This is a genomic window from Streptomyces sp. TG1A-8 (genome assembly GCF_030499535.1).
Taxonomy (GTDB): domain Bacteria; phylum Actinomycetota; class Actinomycetes; order Streptomycetales; family Streptomycetaceae; genus Streptomyces.
In genome coordinates, this window is the sequence record NZ_JASTLB010000001.1 from 3541556 (window position 1) to 3556112 (window position 14557).

A 14557-nucleotide genomic window follows, 5' to 3' on the forward strand; every position below is an offset into this window, starting at 1 on the left:
CGCCCCCGGCCCGGTTCCCGCCCCGGCGTTCCCCGCCCGGTGCGCCGCGACCTGTACGCCGCCGGCGCCGCCGCCCTGCTCGTGACGGCGGCCGTGCTCATCGGCCGCCGTGTGCAGGACACCCGGCACACCCTGTTCGTGCACTGGCCGCCGCTGCTGGCCGAGTGGGACCCGCACGTGGGCCCGGGCACCCCCGCCGCCGTCCTGCTCGCCGCGGCCGGGGCGGCCCAGGGCCCGGCGCTGGCCGCCCGGCTGCCGTGGCGGGCCCTGCTCGCCGCGGCGTGGGCCGCGTCCACCGGCTGGATCCTCTCCCTCGCCCTGGTCGACGGCTGGCACCGGGGCGTCGCCGCCCGACTGACCACCCGCAACGAGTACCTGCGGGCCGTGGGCCGCTTCCACGACGTCCCGGCCGCCCTGCGCGACTTCGGCCACCACATCGTCAGCGGCACCCCCGACCCCTGGCCGGCCCACGTCGCCGGCCACCCCCCGGCCGCCACGCTCACCTTCGTGCTCCTGGACCGCGCCGGACTGCGCGGCGGCGGCTGGGCCGGAACGTGGTGCGTCGTGCTCGGGGCGTCCGCCTGCGTGGCCGTGCTGATCGCGCTGCGCGCGCTGACGGACGAGACCCTGGCCCGCCGGGCGGCCCCCTTCCTGGTGCTGAGCCCGGCCGCGGTCTGGCTCGGCACCTCCGCGGACGCCTACTTCGCGGCGTGCGCCGCCTGGTCCCTGGCCCTGCTCGCGCTCGCGGTCACCGGACGCTCCCCGGCCCGGGCCGTCCCGGCCGGCCTCCTGTTCGGCCTGACCTGCTACCTGTCCTACGGCCTCGTGCTCATCGCCCTGATGGGCGCGGCGGTGCTGCTGCTGGGCCGGACCGCGCTGCGCGAACGCCCCCTGCTGCTGCCGGCCCTGCTCGCCGGTGCCGCCGCCGTGCCCCTGGCGTTCACGCTCGCCGGCTTCAACTGGTGGACGGCGTACCACCTGCTGGTGACCCGTTATTACCAGGGCGTCGGCGGCGTCCGCCCCTACACCTACTGGGTGTGGGCCAACCTCGCCTGCGCGGCCGTCATCACCGGCCCGGCGACGGCGGCGGGCCTGCGCCGCACCGGCACCGCGCTCGCCCACCGCACCGGTCCGGCCGGCACCCGCCTGGCCGTGCTGGTGTCCGCCACCCTGCTGGCCCTGCTGGCCGCCGACCTGTCGGGGATGAGCAAGGCGGAGACGGAACGCATCTGGCTGCCCTTCGCCCTGTGGCTGCTGCCGGCCTGCGCCCGCCTCCCGCACCCCCGTCCCTGGCTGGCCGCCCAGGCGGTCCTCGCCCTGCTGCTCAACCACCTGCTGCTGACCGGCTGGTGACCGGCCGGCGGCCGTCCGCGGGCCATGGGCCGGCGGCCCGCTCCGCCGCCGGCCCGCAGCACGGGGTGCGCCGCCCTAGAACTCCTCGTCCTTGTCCACCGTGCGCACCGGCCGGGTGCGGCCCGGCTCGGGCAGTTCGTTCGTCTGGGAGCGCACGTGCAGGACGTCCCCGATGAACAGGTCGTAGACGAGGACGCCGATGACCCCGCCGATCAGCGGCCCGACGATGGGGATCCACCAGTAGGCGCTGAACGCCCCGGACACGCTTCCGGGGAACGCGAGGCTGTCCCAGCCCGCCGCGTAGGTGAGCAGGCGCGGCCCGAAGTCACGGGCCGGGTTGATGGCGTAGCCCGCGTTCGCGCCGTAGGACATGCCGATCGCGGCGACGGCGAAGCCCACCAGCAGCGGGCCGAGGTTCGCCTTCACGGCCTGGTTGCGCAGGTCGATGAGGGCGACGACCAGCATGACCAGGAAGGCCGTACCGACGATCTGGTCGATCAGCGGCCCCCAGACGCCGCCGTGGAAGTACGGCGCGGGGAAGGTCGCGAAGATGGAGAACGAGGCGAGCGTGTGCCCGTTCGTCTTGGGCCCCTTCATGGCGCCGTCGAAGGCGCTGATCGCGTTGTGGTAGACCAGGTAGACCAGCGCGGCCCCGGTGAACGCGCCGACCACCTGCGCGAACATGTACGGCAGTACCTTGGCCCAGGAGAAGCCGCGGCGCACGGCCATGGCCAGGGTCACGGCCGGGTTCAGGTGGGCGCCGCTGACACCGCCGGCCACATAGATGCCGAAGACGACGGCCATTGCCCAGCCCCAGGTGATCAGCAGCCAGTCGCCGGCCGCCAGGAAGATCGTCGTGGGGGTGGCGGCGCGGCCCGAGCCGGGCAGCGCGGCGACCGCCATCGCCACGACACCGCAGCCGAAGGAGATGAGGACGAAGGTCCCGAGGAACTCGGCCAGGCACTCGCCCAGCAGACCTCCCCGGCTACGCAGCCGGGAGGACTTGACCAGCGGGGGTACATCGACAGCCATGGAGGCCCCCTTGAAGAGAGCAATGCGGCCAACGTCACCATATTGACCCACGAACGCCCTTCACGCAGGGCGGCGCGTCCGGACGGTCAGCCGTCCAGGTCGTCGGCGTAGTGGCGGTACCCGTGCCGGTCCCGGTGCAGGCCCCACAGGGTGTCCGCGAGCACGGCCGGGTCCTTGCGCACGTGCCCCGGGGTGATGGCGCCCGGGATGATCAGCTGGGCGACGTGGACGCCCTCGCCGGCGAGGCGGTCGTGCAGCAGTCGCCCGTACGCGCTCTCCGCAGCGAACGCGACCGAGGTGCCGGCCCGCTCGGGATGGGGCACGGCCGCCGTCCCGCCGTTGACCAGCAGGATCGTGCCGCGCCCCAGCTTGCGCATGCCCGGCAGCACCTGCTGCACCGCGGCCACCGGCCCGTACACCGAGAACTCCACCGGCCCGAGCAGGTCGCGGTGCCCGGTGTCCAGTACGGGCCGCATGAAGTCCCGGTGCGGGACGGGGCTGTACTGCAGCACCTCGACGGTCCCGAGGGCGCCGGCCGCGGCCGCCAGGGCGTCCGCCAGCTCCTGCGGCCGGCGCACGTCCGCGCGGAACCCGCGCGCGGTGACACCGTCGGTGACGAGGTCCTCGACGAGGGCACCGAGCCGCGCCTCGTCCCGGGCGACGAGGGCGACGCCGTACCCCTCCCGCCCGAAGCGGCGTGCGACGGCGGCGCCCAGGCCCGGCCCGGCGCCGACGACGGCGATGGTGCTCACGGCCGCCATCCTTCCCCCACCCCGCCGCGCCCGCACCCCGCCGGCCCCCGGGAACCGGCCGGGCCGGCGCCCGGTCAGCCGGTCGCCGCGGCCCGGGCCGTCCGGACGCGGGCGCGGATCAGGCCATCCAGAAGAACACCGCCGTCATCCGCTTCTCCTCCAGGGTCCGGCCGGTGTAACCGGTGGCGCTGTGCACGAGGTTGGCGCTGTAGAGCAGCAGGCGGTTGTACCGGTGCGGGACGCGGACGTCCTCCTCGAAGGCGTCCGGGGCGACGAAGCGGGTGCCGAGGGCCTCGACGAGGTTGTTGTGCGGGGCCTGGACGACGTTGCCGCCGAGCCGGCCGCCGGGCAGGGACTGGCGGTAGAAACTGGTGCCGCAGTCCTTGGGGACGCGCGGGTTGAGGTACAGCACGGCCGCGTACCGGCACAGCGCGCGCGAGTCGGTGTGCGGGCGGGGCTCGCTCTCGCCCTCGCCGACCACCTGGACGCAGTTGTGGTTGAGGGTGCCGCCGCCGGGCGCCTGCTGCACCCACAGCTCCCGGGCCCCGGTCGCCTTCCTCACCAGCCGTTCCACCCGGTCCAGTTCACCCGGTTCCAGCCCGGGCATGGCGCGCAGGCCCGGCCAGGTCTCGGAGGTGTACGGGTGTCCCTCGACCCAGTCGTCCTTGGCCAGGCACCGCTCCCGTACGGCGTCCGCGTCCGGCAGGACGTCGTCCAGCACCCAGTAGTCGCGGCCCTTGGTGGGCTTGCGGTAGGGCAGGACGGGAAGGGCGGCGGGGATCTTGGGGGGCGGCTGTGGGGGCATGCCGCGAATCTAGGCGCGCGTCCGCCCGCCTTCTCCCGGGGATTGGTCAACCTTTCGCCAACGGCCGATCAAGGCCCGGCCGGTGACGGGCGCGCACGGCCCGGCCGGTGACGGGCGGCGGGCGGCGGGCGGCGGACCCGTGTCGGGCGGCGGGCGGCGGGCGGCGGACCCGTGACGGGCGGCGGGCGGCGGACCGGTGACGGGCGGTAGTGGAAGGCAGGCGGCAGCGGAAGGCGCCGGCGGGCGCGGAAAGCACGCGGAGGACGGAATTTTTTACCCGCGCCACCGACACAAACGGCCGCCGCGTCCGTACTGCTGTGCGTACGAACCGCCCGCGGGCGGGATCCACGACCGGGCAGGAGACACGGTGCGCTTTTCGCGGAACGCGACGGGAACCCTCTTCGTGGGCGGTGCGATGGCCCTGACCCTCGCGGCACTCGCCTACCCGGGACTGCTCGGGCTGGATACCGTCGCCGCCTCGCAGTCCCGGATCATCGCCACCACCCAGTGGGGGCCGCTCACCGAGGCCGACCGGGACTTCGTGGTGAAGGTGCGGGCGGCCGGCCTGTGGGAGTACCCGGTCGGGCAGATCGGACTGCGCAAGGGCACCAGCAAGGGCGTGATCACGGCGAGCAAGCACCTGATCGACGGCCACGCCGCGCTGGACGCCAGCTGCCGCCGGGTCGCGCCGATGCTCGGCATCACGCTGCCCAACGTGGCGAGCCCGCAGCAGGTGGGCTTCGTCGACACGCTGAAGGCGGAGAGCGGCGAGAAGTTCGACGCCGACTTCGCCAACATCCTGCGGATGACGCACGGCTCGATCTTCAACACCATCGCCAAGATCCGTTCCACCACCAAGAACTCGCTCGTGCGGGCCCTGGCGGACCAGGCCAACGACACCGTGCTCGACCACATGACGGTGATGGAGAGGACGGGCCTGGTCGACTTCGACCAGACCCTCTTCCAGCAGACCACCCCGCCCAAGCTGCCGTCCTCCGACCTGACCCCGCCGGCCCCGCCCGCCGGCCAGCCGGAGGTGGTGCTCACCCCGCCGCCGACCGCCACCTCCACCCCCCTGGACCTCAGCGGCCTCGCCGGCGGGGGCGGCGCTCCGGCGCCGGGCCCGAGTCCGAGCCCGACCGTGGGCTAGCCGGCCGCTAGCCGAGCCACACCGTGGTGTCCGGCGGCAGGGTTCCCGCCGTCGGCGGCGGGGTGCTGGCGAGCAGCACCTCGCCCGGGGGCAGCGGGACCGGCTCCGCGGTGAGGTTGGTGACGCACCGCCAGCCCGGTGCGCGGGTGAAGTCCAGCACCCCCTCGGGGGCGTGGGGCGTCCAGGCCAGCGTCTCGCCCTCCAGCAGCTTGCGGCGCAGCCGCAGGGCGGTGCGGTACAGCTCCAGGGTGGAGCCCTCGGCCCCGGACTGCGCCTCGACGGCGTACGACGCGAAGGACTCCGGCTGCGGCAGCCAGGCGGCGCCCGGCCCGAAACCGTACGACGGTCCGGCCGTCGTCCACGGCAGCGGCACCCGGCAGCCGTCGCGGCCCTTGCGGACGTGCCCGGTCTGCTCCCAGATCGGGTCCTGCAGCACCTCGGCGGGCAGGTCGGCGACCTCGGGCAGGCCGAGTTCCTCGCCCTGGTAGACGTACGACGACCCGGGCAGCGCCAGCATCAGCAGGGTTGCGGCCCGGGCCCGGCGCAGCCCGGCCTCCCGGTCGATCCGCGGGGCGCGGCCGCCGGACAGCAGCCAGGCGTCGGCGTCGGTGCCGGGCGGCAGCACCAGGCGGGAGGCGTGCCGCACCACGTCGTGGTTGGACAGCACCCAGGTCGCGGAGGCCCCGGCGGTGCGGGCGGCGGCGAGCGAGGAGGCGATGACCCCGCGCAGCTGGGCCGCGTCCCACCGGGCCTGTAGGTACTCGAAGTTGAAGGCCTGCCCCAGTTCGTCCGGGCGGGCGTACAGGGCGCGCCGGGAGTCCGGCACCCAGGCCTCGGCGACGGCGGTGCGGGGCGGGGTGTAGGCGTCGAAGACCTTGCGCCAGTCGCGGTAGATCTCGTGGACCTCGTCGCGGTCCCAGTACGGGTGGCTGCCGGGCGGGACCCGCAGCAGGGCCTCCTCACCGGTGGCGCCGGCGTCGCCGACGTCCCGCAGGGGCTCGGTGAGGTCCTTGGCCAGGCCGTGGGCGACGTCGACGCGGAAGCCGTCCACGCCCCGGTCGGACCAGAAGCGCAGGGTGGTGCGGAAGTCGGCGCGGACCTCCTCGTGGTCCCAGCTGAGGTCGGGCTGCTCGGGGGCGAACAGGTGCAGGTACCACTGGCCGTCCGGAACCCGCCGCCAGGCGCTGCCGCCGAAGACGGACTGCCAGTCGGTGGGCGGCAGTTCGCCGCGGGCGCCGCGGCCGGGGCGGAAGACGTAGCGGTCCCGGGCGGCCGAGCCGGGGCCGGCGCGCAGCGCCTCCCGGAACCAGGGGTGCTGGTGCGAGGTGTGGTTGGGGACGATGTCGACGATCACCTTCAGGCCCAGCCGGTGCGCCTCGGCGACCATGGCGTCGAAGTCGTCCAGGGTGCCCAGGCGCGGGTCCACGTCCCGGTGGTCGGCGATGTCGTAGCCGCCGTCGGCGAGTTCGGAGGGGTAGAAGGGGCTGAGCCACAGGGCGTCGACGCCCAGCGTGGCCAGGTGGTTCAGGCGCTGGGTGACACCCCGCAGGTCGCCGAGGCCGTCACCGTCGGCGTCGGCGAAGCTGCGCGGGTAGACCTGGTAGATGACGGCCTGGCGCCACCAGTCGGGGTTCCGGGACGAGAGGTCGGCCATGCGGGCTCCGTTCGGGCGGGAGGACGGCGGGCCGGCCCGTGGGGCCGACAGTACGGACTCTGTCCACATCGCCCGGAACGGGAACCTCCGGGCGGTCCGGCGGCGCAGCCCGGTGCCGGCGGCCGGCGCGCCGGGGCGCACCACCGGGCGGCGGGCGCACGCCCCCGCGGCGGGCGTGCGGCGGTGGACGCGCGGCAGCGCCGCGGTCACCGGTTCAGCAGTGCTCCAGCAGGCCCCGCAGCTCCGGGTCCACCACGCGGTACCTGACCACCCGCCCCTCCTTCTCGCCCGCCACCGCGCCCGCCGCCCGCAGCAGCCGCAGGGCCTGGGAGACGGCGGGGTCGTTCATGCCGGTCGCGACGGCCAGGTCGGAGACGGCGAGCGGACCGGTGCGGTGCAGCGCGAGCAGGAGGGCGAGCCGCTTGGGGTCGGCGAGCAGGGAGAACCGGTCGGCCCAGGCGCGTACGCGGCCCGCGTCGCCGATGGCGGCGATCGCCTCGCACACCCGGTGACCGTCGATGGTGCGACGGTCCGCTCGGTCGGCAGGCACGAGATGCATGGCGTCATCCTCGCAGGTCGGCATGTGATCTTCGATACCTGCGCGGGTACGCAGCTATGCAGGAGACCTCGCGTCCCCCTACGGTGGGCGGGCCGTGGTGTTCGGGAAGCCGGTGACGGCCCTTCGGGGTCCAGGCCGGCGCGGCCCTCGCCACTGTGATCGGGGAGTTCACGTCCCGTCCGGCAGCCGCCGGGCCACTGGTCTCACGACCGGGAAGGCAGGGACGGCGGACGCACGACCCGTCAGCCAGGAGACCGGCCACGGCATCTCACGAAGTGATCCACGAGGTGCTGGAGCGTGAACCGGATGACCCTGCCCGACCCCGCCCGTCCGTCCTTCAAGTGGCGGCGCGAGGACACCCTGAAGACCGCGGGGCTGATGGCGGTGATCACCGCCCTGCACGTCGTCGCCTTCGGCGTCCTCTTCCTCCTGGTCGTCCCCGAGCACTACCGGGTCGGTACCAAGGCCTTCGGCATCGGCCTCGGCGTCACCGCCTACACCCTCGGCATGCGGCACGCCTTCGACGCCGACCACATCGCCGCGATCGACAACACCACCCGCAAGCTGATGGCCGACGGCAAGCGGCCGGTGTCGGTCGGCTTCTGGTTCGCGCTGGGCCACTCCAGCGTGGTGGTGCTGCTGGCGCTGCTGATCGCGGGCGGCACCCGGCTGGCCGGCCGGGTCATGGACGAGGGCTCGCGCACCCACCAGGTGCTCGGCTTCATGGGCACGACGGTCTCCGGCACCTTCCTCTACCTCATCGCCGCGCTCAACCTGGTCGCCCTGGTGGGCATCCTCAGGGTGTTCCGGGCCATGCGGGCGGGCACGTACGACGAGCGGGAACTCGAACAGCACCTGGAATCCCGGGGGTTCATGAACCGGATCCTGGGCCGCCTGACGAAGTCCGTCTCCCGGCCGGGGCAGATGTTCCCGCTCGGCTTCCTCTTCGGGCTCGGCTTCGACACGGCCACCGAGGTCACGCTGATGGTGATGGCGGGCTCGGGCGCGGCGGCCGGGCTGCCGTGGTACGCGATCCTGTGCCTGCCCCTGCTCTTCGCGGCCGGGATGAGCCTGTTCGACACCCTGGACGGCACGTTCATGAACTTCGCCTACCAGTGGGCGTTCTCCCACCCGGTCCGCAAGGTCTTCTACAACCTCACCATCACCGGCCTGTCCATCGCCGTCGCCTTCTTCATCGGCACGATCGAACTGGTCGGCGTCCTGCACGACAGGCTCGACCTGCGCGACGACGTCACCGGCTGGATCGCCGGCCTGGACCTGGACCACGTCGGCTACGTCATCGTCGGCCTGTTCGTGCTGGTGTGGACGGTGGCGCTGACCTACTGGCGGGTGGCGAGGGTGGAGGAGCGGTGGGCGGTGCCGGGTCCCGCCGCCTCCGACTGAGGGGCGCCGGGCCCGGGGCCGCCCGGCCGTCCGCGGGTGCGGCGCCCCGGACCGGCCCGCGTCCGCCCCGGTCCCCGTCCGCCGGGGCCGGTGCGCGGGCGCCCCGCGGACCCCGGACCCGCCGGGATGGGAACGGCGGTCGACGACCGTCCGGCCGCGGGCCGGACCGGACCCGCCGCGCGCGGCCGGCCGGGGCTCCCCCGGCCCGCGCCCCCTCACCCGTACGGCCCGGAGCGCTGGTGGGCCGCCCCGGGCGGTGGTGCCGTGGGAGGAGGCACCCCACCGGCCCCGCCAGGAGGCACCCCGATGACCGCCGCCATATCCCCCCGTGGCCGCCGTGACCCCCGTGTCCCCCGTGTCCTCCTCCCCTGCCTCCTCGCCGCCGGCCTCCTGCCCCTCACCGGCTGCGCCGCCCTCGGTCTGGAGCACCCGGCGACCGCGCCGCACCCGCTGCCGACGGCCGACGCGTCCTCCCCCGCCCCGAAGGCGGCGGACGGGGGCGACGGTTCCGCCCTGACCGACGCGCAGGCCCGGGCCGCGCTCCTCACGGAGACCGACCTGGGCGCCCCCTGGTCGCCGACGCGCGGCGCGGCCACCTGGCGGGACGGCCTGTTGAAGGCGACCACCGCCTCCGCGGAGTGCCAGCGCCTGCTCGACGTCCTCTACACCGACGAACTCCTCGGCGCCCCCGCCCGGGTCGCCGCCGGCCTCGACGACGCCGACACCGACGCCCAGCTCCGCCACCAGATCGGCACGCGCCGCCGCGCGGACGTCGACGCCTTCCTGGCCTGGCTGCGCACGATGCCGGAGCGGTGCGCCCGGTTCACGGCCGCCACCGGGCGGGGGGCGGCCGAGGACGTGCGGGTGTCCGGGGCCCCGCTGCCGGAGGTCGGGGACGCGCGCCAGGGCCTGCGCCTCACCGTCGCCACCACCACCCCCGACGGCGCGCCGGCCCTGCTCACCCTGGACGTGGCCGCCGTCCGGGTCGGCGAGGACTCCTTCGCCCTCACCAACGGCGGCCTGGGCGACGTGCCGAACGACGCCACCCAGGCCGCCGTCCAGATCGGCGCCCTGCGTCTGGCGGAGGTGCGCAGGCAGGGCCGCGCGCAGGTCTGACGGCCGCAGACCGGACCGGGCCCCCCGCCGCCGGGCCGTGCGTCCCGGCTCGGGGGCCTCTTGCCGTCCCGGAGGGCAACCCCTAGGTTGAGCGGCGGCAAGCAGGCTCGCCGCGCCCAAGTCCGCCGGAGGTCGCCGTGCACGGACGTAGATCCGCACCAGCCGGACGTTCCACCGCCCTCCGCCCCTGTCGGCTCCGCCCGAGCGCGAGCACCGCCGCCGCGCGGGCCGTGGTCGCGGCCGTCCTGGCCGTCGCGGCCCTGGTCGCGGCGGCGAACGCGGTCCCGGCCCGGGCGGTGGACACCCCGCTCCCCGCGCCCACGGCCGCGCCCGCTCCCCGCTGAGTCCGCTCCCCGGCCCCGGGGGGGCCGACGCCGTCGCCGCACGACGCACGGCGCCCGGGAGCGCGCCGCCCCGCCGGCCGGGGCCGCTACCGCTCCTGGAGCTGCCGCAGCTGCTGCTGGACGTGGTCCAGCGCGCCCTGCCGGCGCCCCGGCACCCGCAGCCTCAGCTCCGCGAGCACGGGCCCGAGCTCACGGGCCCGCGCCGGGTCGTCGATGCGGCCCCACTGGTGGTGCGCCCGGTCCACGGCCGCCTCCACGGCGGGCGCGTCCACGGGCTGCCCGGCGGCCAGCCGGGTGCCGGCGACGGCCAGCCAGGCCCGGCAGCTGCGCGCCGGGTCCCCCGCGAACATCGCGAGGTCGGCGCGGACCTCGGCCCAGTGCAGGGCGTCCTCCGAGGCGGGCCCGTGGACCCGCACGGCCGCCTGCTCGTGGCGGGCGGCGAGCGCGTCGGCGTCGTCGTGCCGCCCGTCGCGGACGGCGGCGCTGATCGCGGCGTGCGGATCGCCCTCGGCGCGGGGCTGCGCGGTGAGCAGGACGTTCGCCGGAACCTCGTCCGCGATCCGGGCCAGCGCCTGCTGGTGCAGCTGGTCCAGCGGCGGCCGCTGCCCGCTGCGCAGCAGCGTCGCCACCGCCTTCATGTACGACGGCTCCGCGACCCCGCGCCGGCCGGGCGGGGGCGCGACCCGGCCGTAGACGTCGGTGGTGCGGCCGGCGTCGAGCGGGCGTCCGGCCAGCTGCCGCCAGGTCTCGGTGTCGGCGTGCAGATCGGCGAAGAGGACCGTGGCCCCGGCCGGGCGCAGCCGCAGTTCCTCGCCGATCCAGTGCCAGGGCAGCGCGGTGTAGCGCATGGTGGCCGCCGTGGTGCGGGCCAGCGCCAGGTGGGGCAGGCGCTGGCGGCGGTCCAGGTGCAGCTGCCCGGTGACGTACAGCGTGAGCGGCCCCGGGACCGCCGCGGCGGCGCGCAGCCGGGTCAGGACGGCCTGCGGGTCGAGCGGGTCGGCGAGCTCCACCACGTTCGCGGTGTCGGTGCCGGCCAGCACGGCGGGGGCGACCGCGGCCAGGACGGGCAGCACGGCGGCCGCGTCCACCAGACGTCCCCGGCCCAGCGGTGAGGCCGCGAGCAGCAGCACGGTTCCGGGCATCGTCCCTCCCCTGTAGGTCGCTCTCCAGCCAGCACGGTAGCCGCTGCCGCCCGCAGGACCGGGGTCAGGACCGCAAACGTCCCCCTACGGGGGGTTCGTCCCGCTCCCGGCGGATGGCGAAGATCGTGGTGTCGTCCTCCAGGTGACCGCCGCTGTGCCGCAGCACGCCGTCGCGGACCCGGCGCACCAGCAGCCGGGGTTCGGCCCGGCGCGGGTCGGCGACGACCGCCCGGGCCACCTCGCTCTCCAGCGGGTAGAACTCCCCGGCGCGGTTGCGCGCCTCGGTCACCCCGTCGGTCACCAGCAGCAGGGTCTCCTCGGCGGCCAGCGGCACCCGGTGCACCGGCGGGCAGCCGCCCGCGAGGTCGCACAGGCCGATCGGCAGGCCGTCGCCGCTGGGCAGCGCGCGGACCCCGCGGGGGCCGACGGCGAGCGGGGCCTGGTGCCCGAAGTTGACGAGTTCGACCGCCTCCGGGTCGTCCGGGGGAAGCCGATGAGCACGGCGGTGGCGAAGCGGTCGCGGTCCTCGCGCCCGGTCGCGGCGGTGTGCCGGTGGTGCCGGACCATGCGGATCTCCAGGCGCTCGGCGACGGTCGCGAGGTCCGCCTCGTGGTAGCCGGCCTCCCGGAAGGTGCCGAGCAGCGCGGCGGCCGCCTCCACCGCGCCCAGCCCCTTGCCCTGGACGTCGCCGACGAGGACGCGGGTGCCGTGCGGTCCGGGCTGGATGTCGTAGAAGTCGCCGCCGACCCGGGCGTACAGGTCCGCGGCCAGGTACGCGCCCGCGTGCTCCAGGCCCGCCCAGCGCGACGGCAGCGGGCGCAGCACGGTGCGGCGGGTGGTCTCGGCGATGTCCATGATGTGCAGGGTCTCCCGCTCCCGCCGCACCCGCAGCGCGGCGGCCAGCACGGCGAGCATCCCGCCGAGCGCGACCAGGAGGAAGTCGGCCAGCCCGGCCTGGTACTGCTCGGGCCAGGTGCTGTCCGCGGCGGCGTACGCCACCACCGACAGCGCGGCGAACACGGCCGTCGTCCGCACCCCGCAGACACCGGCGGCCGTGCCCGGGACCAGGACGATCCAGGTGATGATCCGGAACCGCTCGGACGTGGCGAAGTCCAGCAAGACGACACCGACGAGCAGCAGCAGGGGCAGCAGCCAGGCGACGCTGCGCCCGCGGACCCGGAGCGGCTGCCGCCGCTGTCTGTGGTCCATCTCCGTCACGGCGAGCAGCCCTCCATGCCCCTCAGCGAAACACGGGAGGAGACCGGTCGCATCCGGGCACCCGCCGCCCTCCCGGCCGAGTTGCCGGGCGGCCGCTCCCGGGGTGCCCTGGAGAGCGGGGACGAAGCAGAGGCGAATCAAGGACGAGCAGGGACGAGGAGAGAGGAGTGCTCCCATGACGCATGCGGCACCCGTTCCCGGCGGCACGCCCGAGCGGCCCGGCACGTACGTGGCCGGCACCCGGGTGCCTCCCCCGGCCACCGCACGCCCGACATCCTCGACGCCCGCGGCCACCGGATCGCCCGGGTGGCCCTGTCCGTCGTGCTGGGGGTCGCCTACGGCTTCTGGGCCGCGACCAACCGCCGCTTCGGCGGCCCCCTCACCCTCTGGAACTTCCTGTTCGGGCTCCTCACCGGAGTGGTGTTCGCGGTGCTGCTGATGGCCGTGCTGACCCTCGCCCCGCGACTGCGGTGGGAGTTGCACGCCCTGCTGTGGGGGGTGTTCGCCGGCTGCTCGGTCGGTTTCCTCTACAGCCAGTCCAACGTCTCGAGCCTGCAGGCGACAGGCGTGGGGCTGGCGGTGGCGGCGGGCACCACCCTCACGTTCTTCTACCGCCTCTACAAGCACCAGAGGGTGGCCGGACGCCCCGGGGGCTGAGCGGGCGGGAGCGGTCCGCCGGGCGGCACGCGTCCGACGCGTGCCGCCCGGCGGCGCGTCCGGCCATCCCCCCGGGGTACAAGCGGGCTTGCGCCTGTTGAGCCCCGGGCGCGGGGGGCCGTACGCCGCCCGGGCCGTCCGGGGCCGTCCGGGATCGCCCGGATGCAGCCACATCGCTCGCGCCGCGCTCCCGCGGGGTCTTGCCTGGGAGGGTGCCCCCTCGTCTCAGGCCCGTCCTGCCGGCCGTACTGCTCACCCTGTCCTGCCTGCTCGTGCCGTTCGGCGCGCTGGCGGCCTGGGCCTCCTACGGACTCGCCGACACGGGCCGGTACGTCACCGCGATGGCCCCGCTGGCCACCGACCCGGACGTGCGGGAGGCCGTCGCGCAGACGGTCGGCGACGGGATCGTGCGCGAGGTGGACCGGCGGACGGACGTCCGCCGGGTCCGGGGCCCGGCCCGCCCGTTCGTGCGGGACGCCGTGCGCTCCTTCACCCGGACCCGCGCCTTCCGGCTGGCCTGGGACACCGGCAACCGGGTCACGCACGACGCCGTCCTGGACGCACTGCGCACCGGGGGCGGCCGGCAGGAACCGGTCACCGTGGACCTCGCCCCGGTGACCGCACAGGTCAAACGGCAGCTGACCGCCGACCACGTGCCGCTCGCCGAGCGCATCCCGGTGGAGCACACCCTGGTCCCGGTGCTCCCGGCGGGTGGGCTGACCGCCTGCCGCAAGGGGTTCCACGTGCTCGAAATCGCCGGCTTCTGGCTGCCGGTGGCGGCCGTCGCCCTCGCCGTCGGCGGGATCGGGCTCGCCGCCCACCGCCGGCGGGCCGTCGCCGCGACCGCGCTGGGCACGGCTCTGGGCGGCGCCCTGCTCGTGCTCGCCCTGACCGTCGGCCGCGGGCTGACCCTCGCCGGCCTCCCGGCCGACGTGCCCCACCCGGCCGCGGGCGCCGTCTACGACGCCCTCACCTCCACCCTGCGCGCGGCCTCCTGGCTGCTGCTCGGCCTGGGCCTGGCCGTGGCACTGACGGTGTGGCTCACCCGGCGCCCGCGTCCGCGCCTCCCCCGTCCCGGACGACGCCGGCACGGCTCACCGGCGTCCCCGCCGGCCCCGTCCCGAGCCCGGTCCTGACCGCGTCCGGGGTGCGGCTCGGGCCACTGCCACCGCTCGGAACGGGCGCCCGGACCGGACGGCGGGCCCGGCCGGCTCCCCGGGGACCGACGACTGCCACCGCGTTCCGACGGGGTGACACGGACACCCGGCGTCCGCGGGCTCCGCCGCCCCACCGCGTCGAGGGTTCACGCTTGGCCGGAACCCAACTCGGGGCCGCTAACCTTACGTGTCCGTCCTGGCCAGGGATTGACGG

The 14557-nt window shown here is 75.8% G+C and carries 12 protein-coding genes, 2 pseudogenes and 1 riboswitch; of the genes and pseudogenes, 7 read left to right on the plus strand and 7 right to left on the minus strand.

Annotated features, from left to right (window positions below):
• Positions 1-39: 39 nt before the first annotated feature.
• Complete coding sequence (locus QQY24_RS15305) at positions 40-1353, plus strand: hypothetical protein (protein ID WP_301976255.1); 1314 nt, start codon at positions 40-42, stop codon at positions 1351-1353.
• Between the two features lie 75 nt (positions 1354-1428).
• Here the strand turns inward: QQY24_RS15305 and QQY24_RS15310 are convergent, their stop codons facing one another.
• From QQY24_RS15310 to QQY24_RS15320, 3 genes are all read right to left on the minus strand, one after another.
• Complete coding sequence (locus tag QQY24_RS15310) at positions 1429-2385, minus strand: MIP/aquaporin family protein (RefSeq protein ID WP_301973244.1); 957 nt, start codon at positions 2383-2385, stop codon at positions 1429-1431.
• Positions 2386-2471: 86 nt separating this feature from the next.
• On the minus strand, positions 2472-3137 hold the full coding sequence (locus QQY24_RS15315) for an SDR family NAD(P)-dependent oxidoreductase (protein WP_301973245.1): 666 nt from the start codon (positions 3135-3137) through the stop codon (positions 2472-2474).
• A 118-nt stretch (positions 3138-3255) separates the two neighbouring features.
• Positions 3256-3942 (minus strand): DUF6445 family protein, encoded by a 687-nt coding sequence (locus QQY24_RS15320; RefSeq protein WP_301973246.1) that lies wholly within the window; start codon positions 3940-3942, stop codon positions 3256-3258.
• Between the two features lie 403 nt (positions 3943-4345).
• On the opposite strand from QQY24_RS15320, the gene QQY24_RS15325 reads away from it, so the two are divergent.
• Positions 4346-5092, plus strand: coding sequence for a DUF4142 domain-containing protein (locus QQY24_RS15325; RefSeq protein ID WP_301976256.1), 747 nt, complete (start codon positions 4346-4348; stop codon positions 5090-5092).
• Between the two features lie 7 nt (positions 5093-5099).
• Here the strand turns inward: QQY24_RS15325 and QQY24_RS15330 are convergent, their stop codons facing one another.
• Positions 5100-6746, minus strand: coding sequence for a glycoside hydrolase family 13 protein (locus QQY24_RS15330; RefSeq protein WP_301973247.1), 1647 nt, complete (start codon positions 6744-6746; stop codon positions 5100-5102).
• Positions 6747-6960: 214 nt separating this feature from the next.
• Positions 6961-7305 (minus strand): metalloregulator ArsR/SmtB family transcription factor, encoded by a 345-nt coding sequence (locus QQY24_RS15335; protein WP_301973248.1) that lies wholly within the window; start codon positions 7303-7305, stop codon positions 6961-6963.
• Between the two features lie 78 nt (positions 7306-7383).
• A riboswitch (cobalamin riboswitch) is annotated at positions 7384-7583 on the plus strand.
• Here QQY24_RS15335 and QQY24_RS15340 point away from each other — a divergent pair.
• The 3 genes and pseudogenes from QQY24_RS15340 (at position 7581) to QQY24_RS15350 (ending at position 10169) form a co-directional block, all read left to right on the plus strand.
• Positions 7581-8709 (plus strand): annotated as a pseudogene (locus QQY24_RS15340) (HoxN/HupN/NixA family nickel/cobalt transporter). It overlaps the preceding riboswitch by 3 nt.
• Positions 8710-9015: 306 nt before the next feature.
• Complete coding sequence (locus QQY24_RS15345; protein WP_301973249.1) at positions 9016-9825, plus strand: hypothetical protein; 810 nt, start codon at positions 9016-9018, stop codon at positions 9823-9825.
• 137 nt (positions 9826-9962) lie between these two features.
• Positions 9963-10169 (plus strand): hypothetical protein, encoded by a 207-nt coding sequence (locus QQY24_RS15350; RefSeq protein WP_301973250.1) that lies wholly within the window; start codon positions 9963-9965, stop codon positions 10167-10169.
• Between the two features lie 86 nt (positions 10170-10255).
• Here the strand turns inward: QQY24_RS15350 and QQY24_RS15355 are convergent, their stop codons facing one another.
• Both QQY24_RS15355 and QQY24_RS15360 read right to left on the minus strand, forming a co-directional pair.
• Positions 10256-11311 (minus strand): hypothetical protein, encoded by a 1056-nt coding sequence (locus tag QQY24_RS15355; protein ID WP_301973251.1) that lies wholly within the window; start codon positions 11309-11311, stop codon positions 10256-10258.
• Between the two features lie 64 nt (positions 11312-11375).
• A pseudogene (locus QQY24_RS15360) lies at positions 11376-12520 on the minus strand (PP2C family protein-serine/threonine phosphatase).
• Between the two features lie 24 nt (positions 12521-12544).
• On the opposite strand from QQY24_RS15360, the gene QQY24_RS15365 reads away from it, so the two are divergent.
• Together QQY24_RS15365 and QQY24_RS15370 are read left to right on the plus strand one after the other, a co-directional pair.
• Complete coding sequence (locus tag QQY24_RS15365) at positions 12545-13186, plus strand: hypothetical protein (RefSeq protein ID WP_301973252.1); 642 nt, start codon at positions 12545-12547, stop codon at positions 13184-13186.
• Positions 13187-13398: 212 nt separating this feature from the next.
• Positions 13399-14322: a hypothetical protein gene (locus QQY24_RS15370; protein ID WP_301973253.1), complete on the plus strand. Its 924-nt coding sequence runs from the start codon at positions 13399-13401 to the stop codon at positions 14320-14322.
• Positions 14323-14557 lie beyond the last annotated feature (235 nt).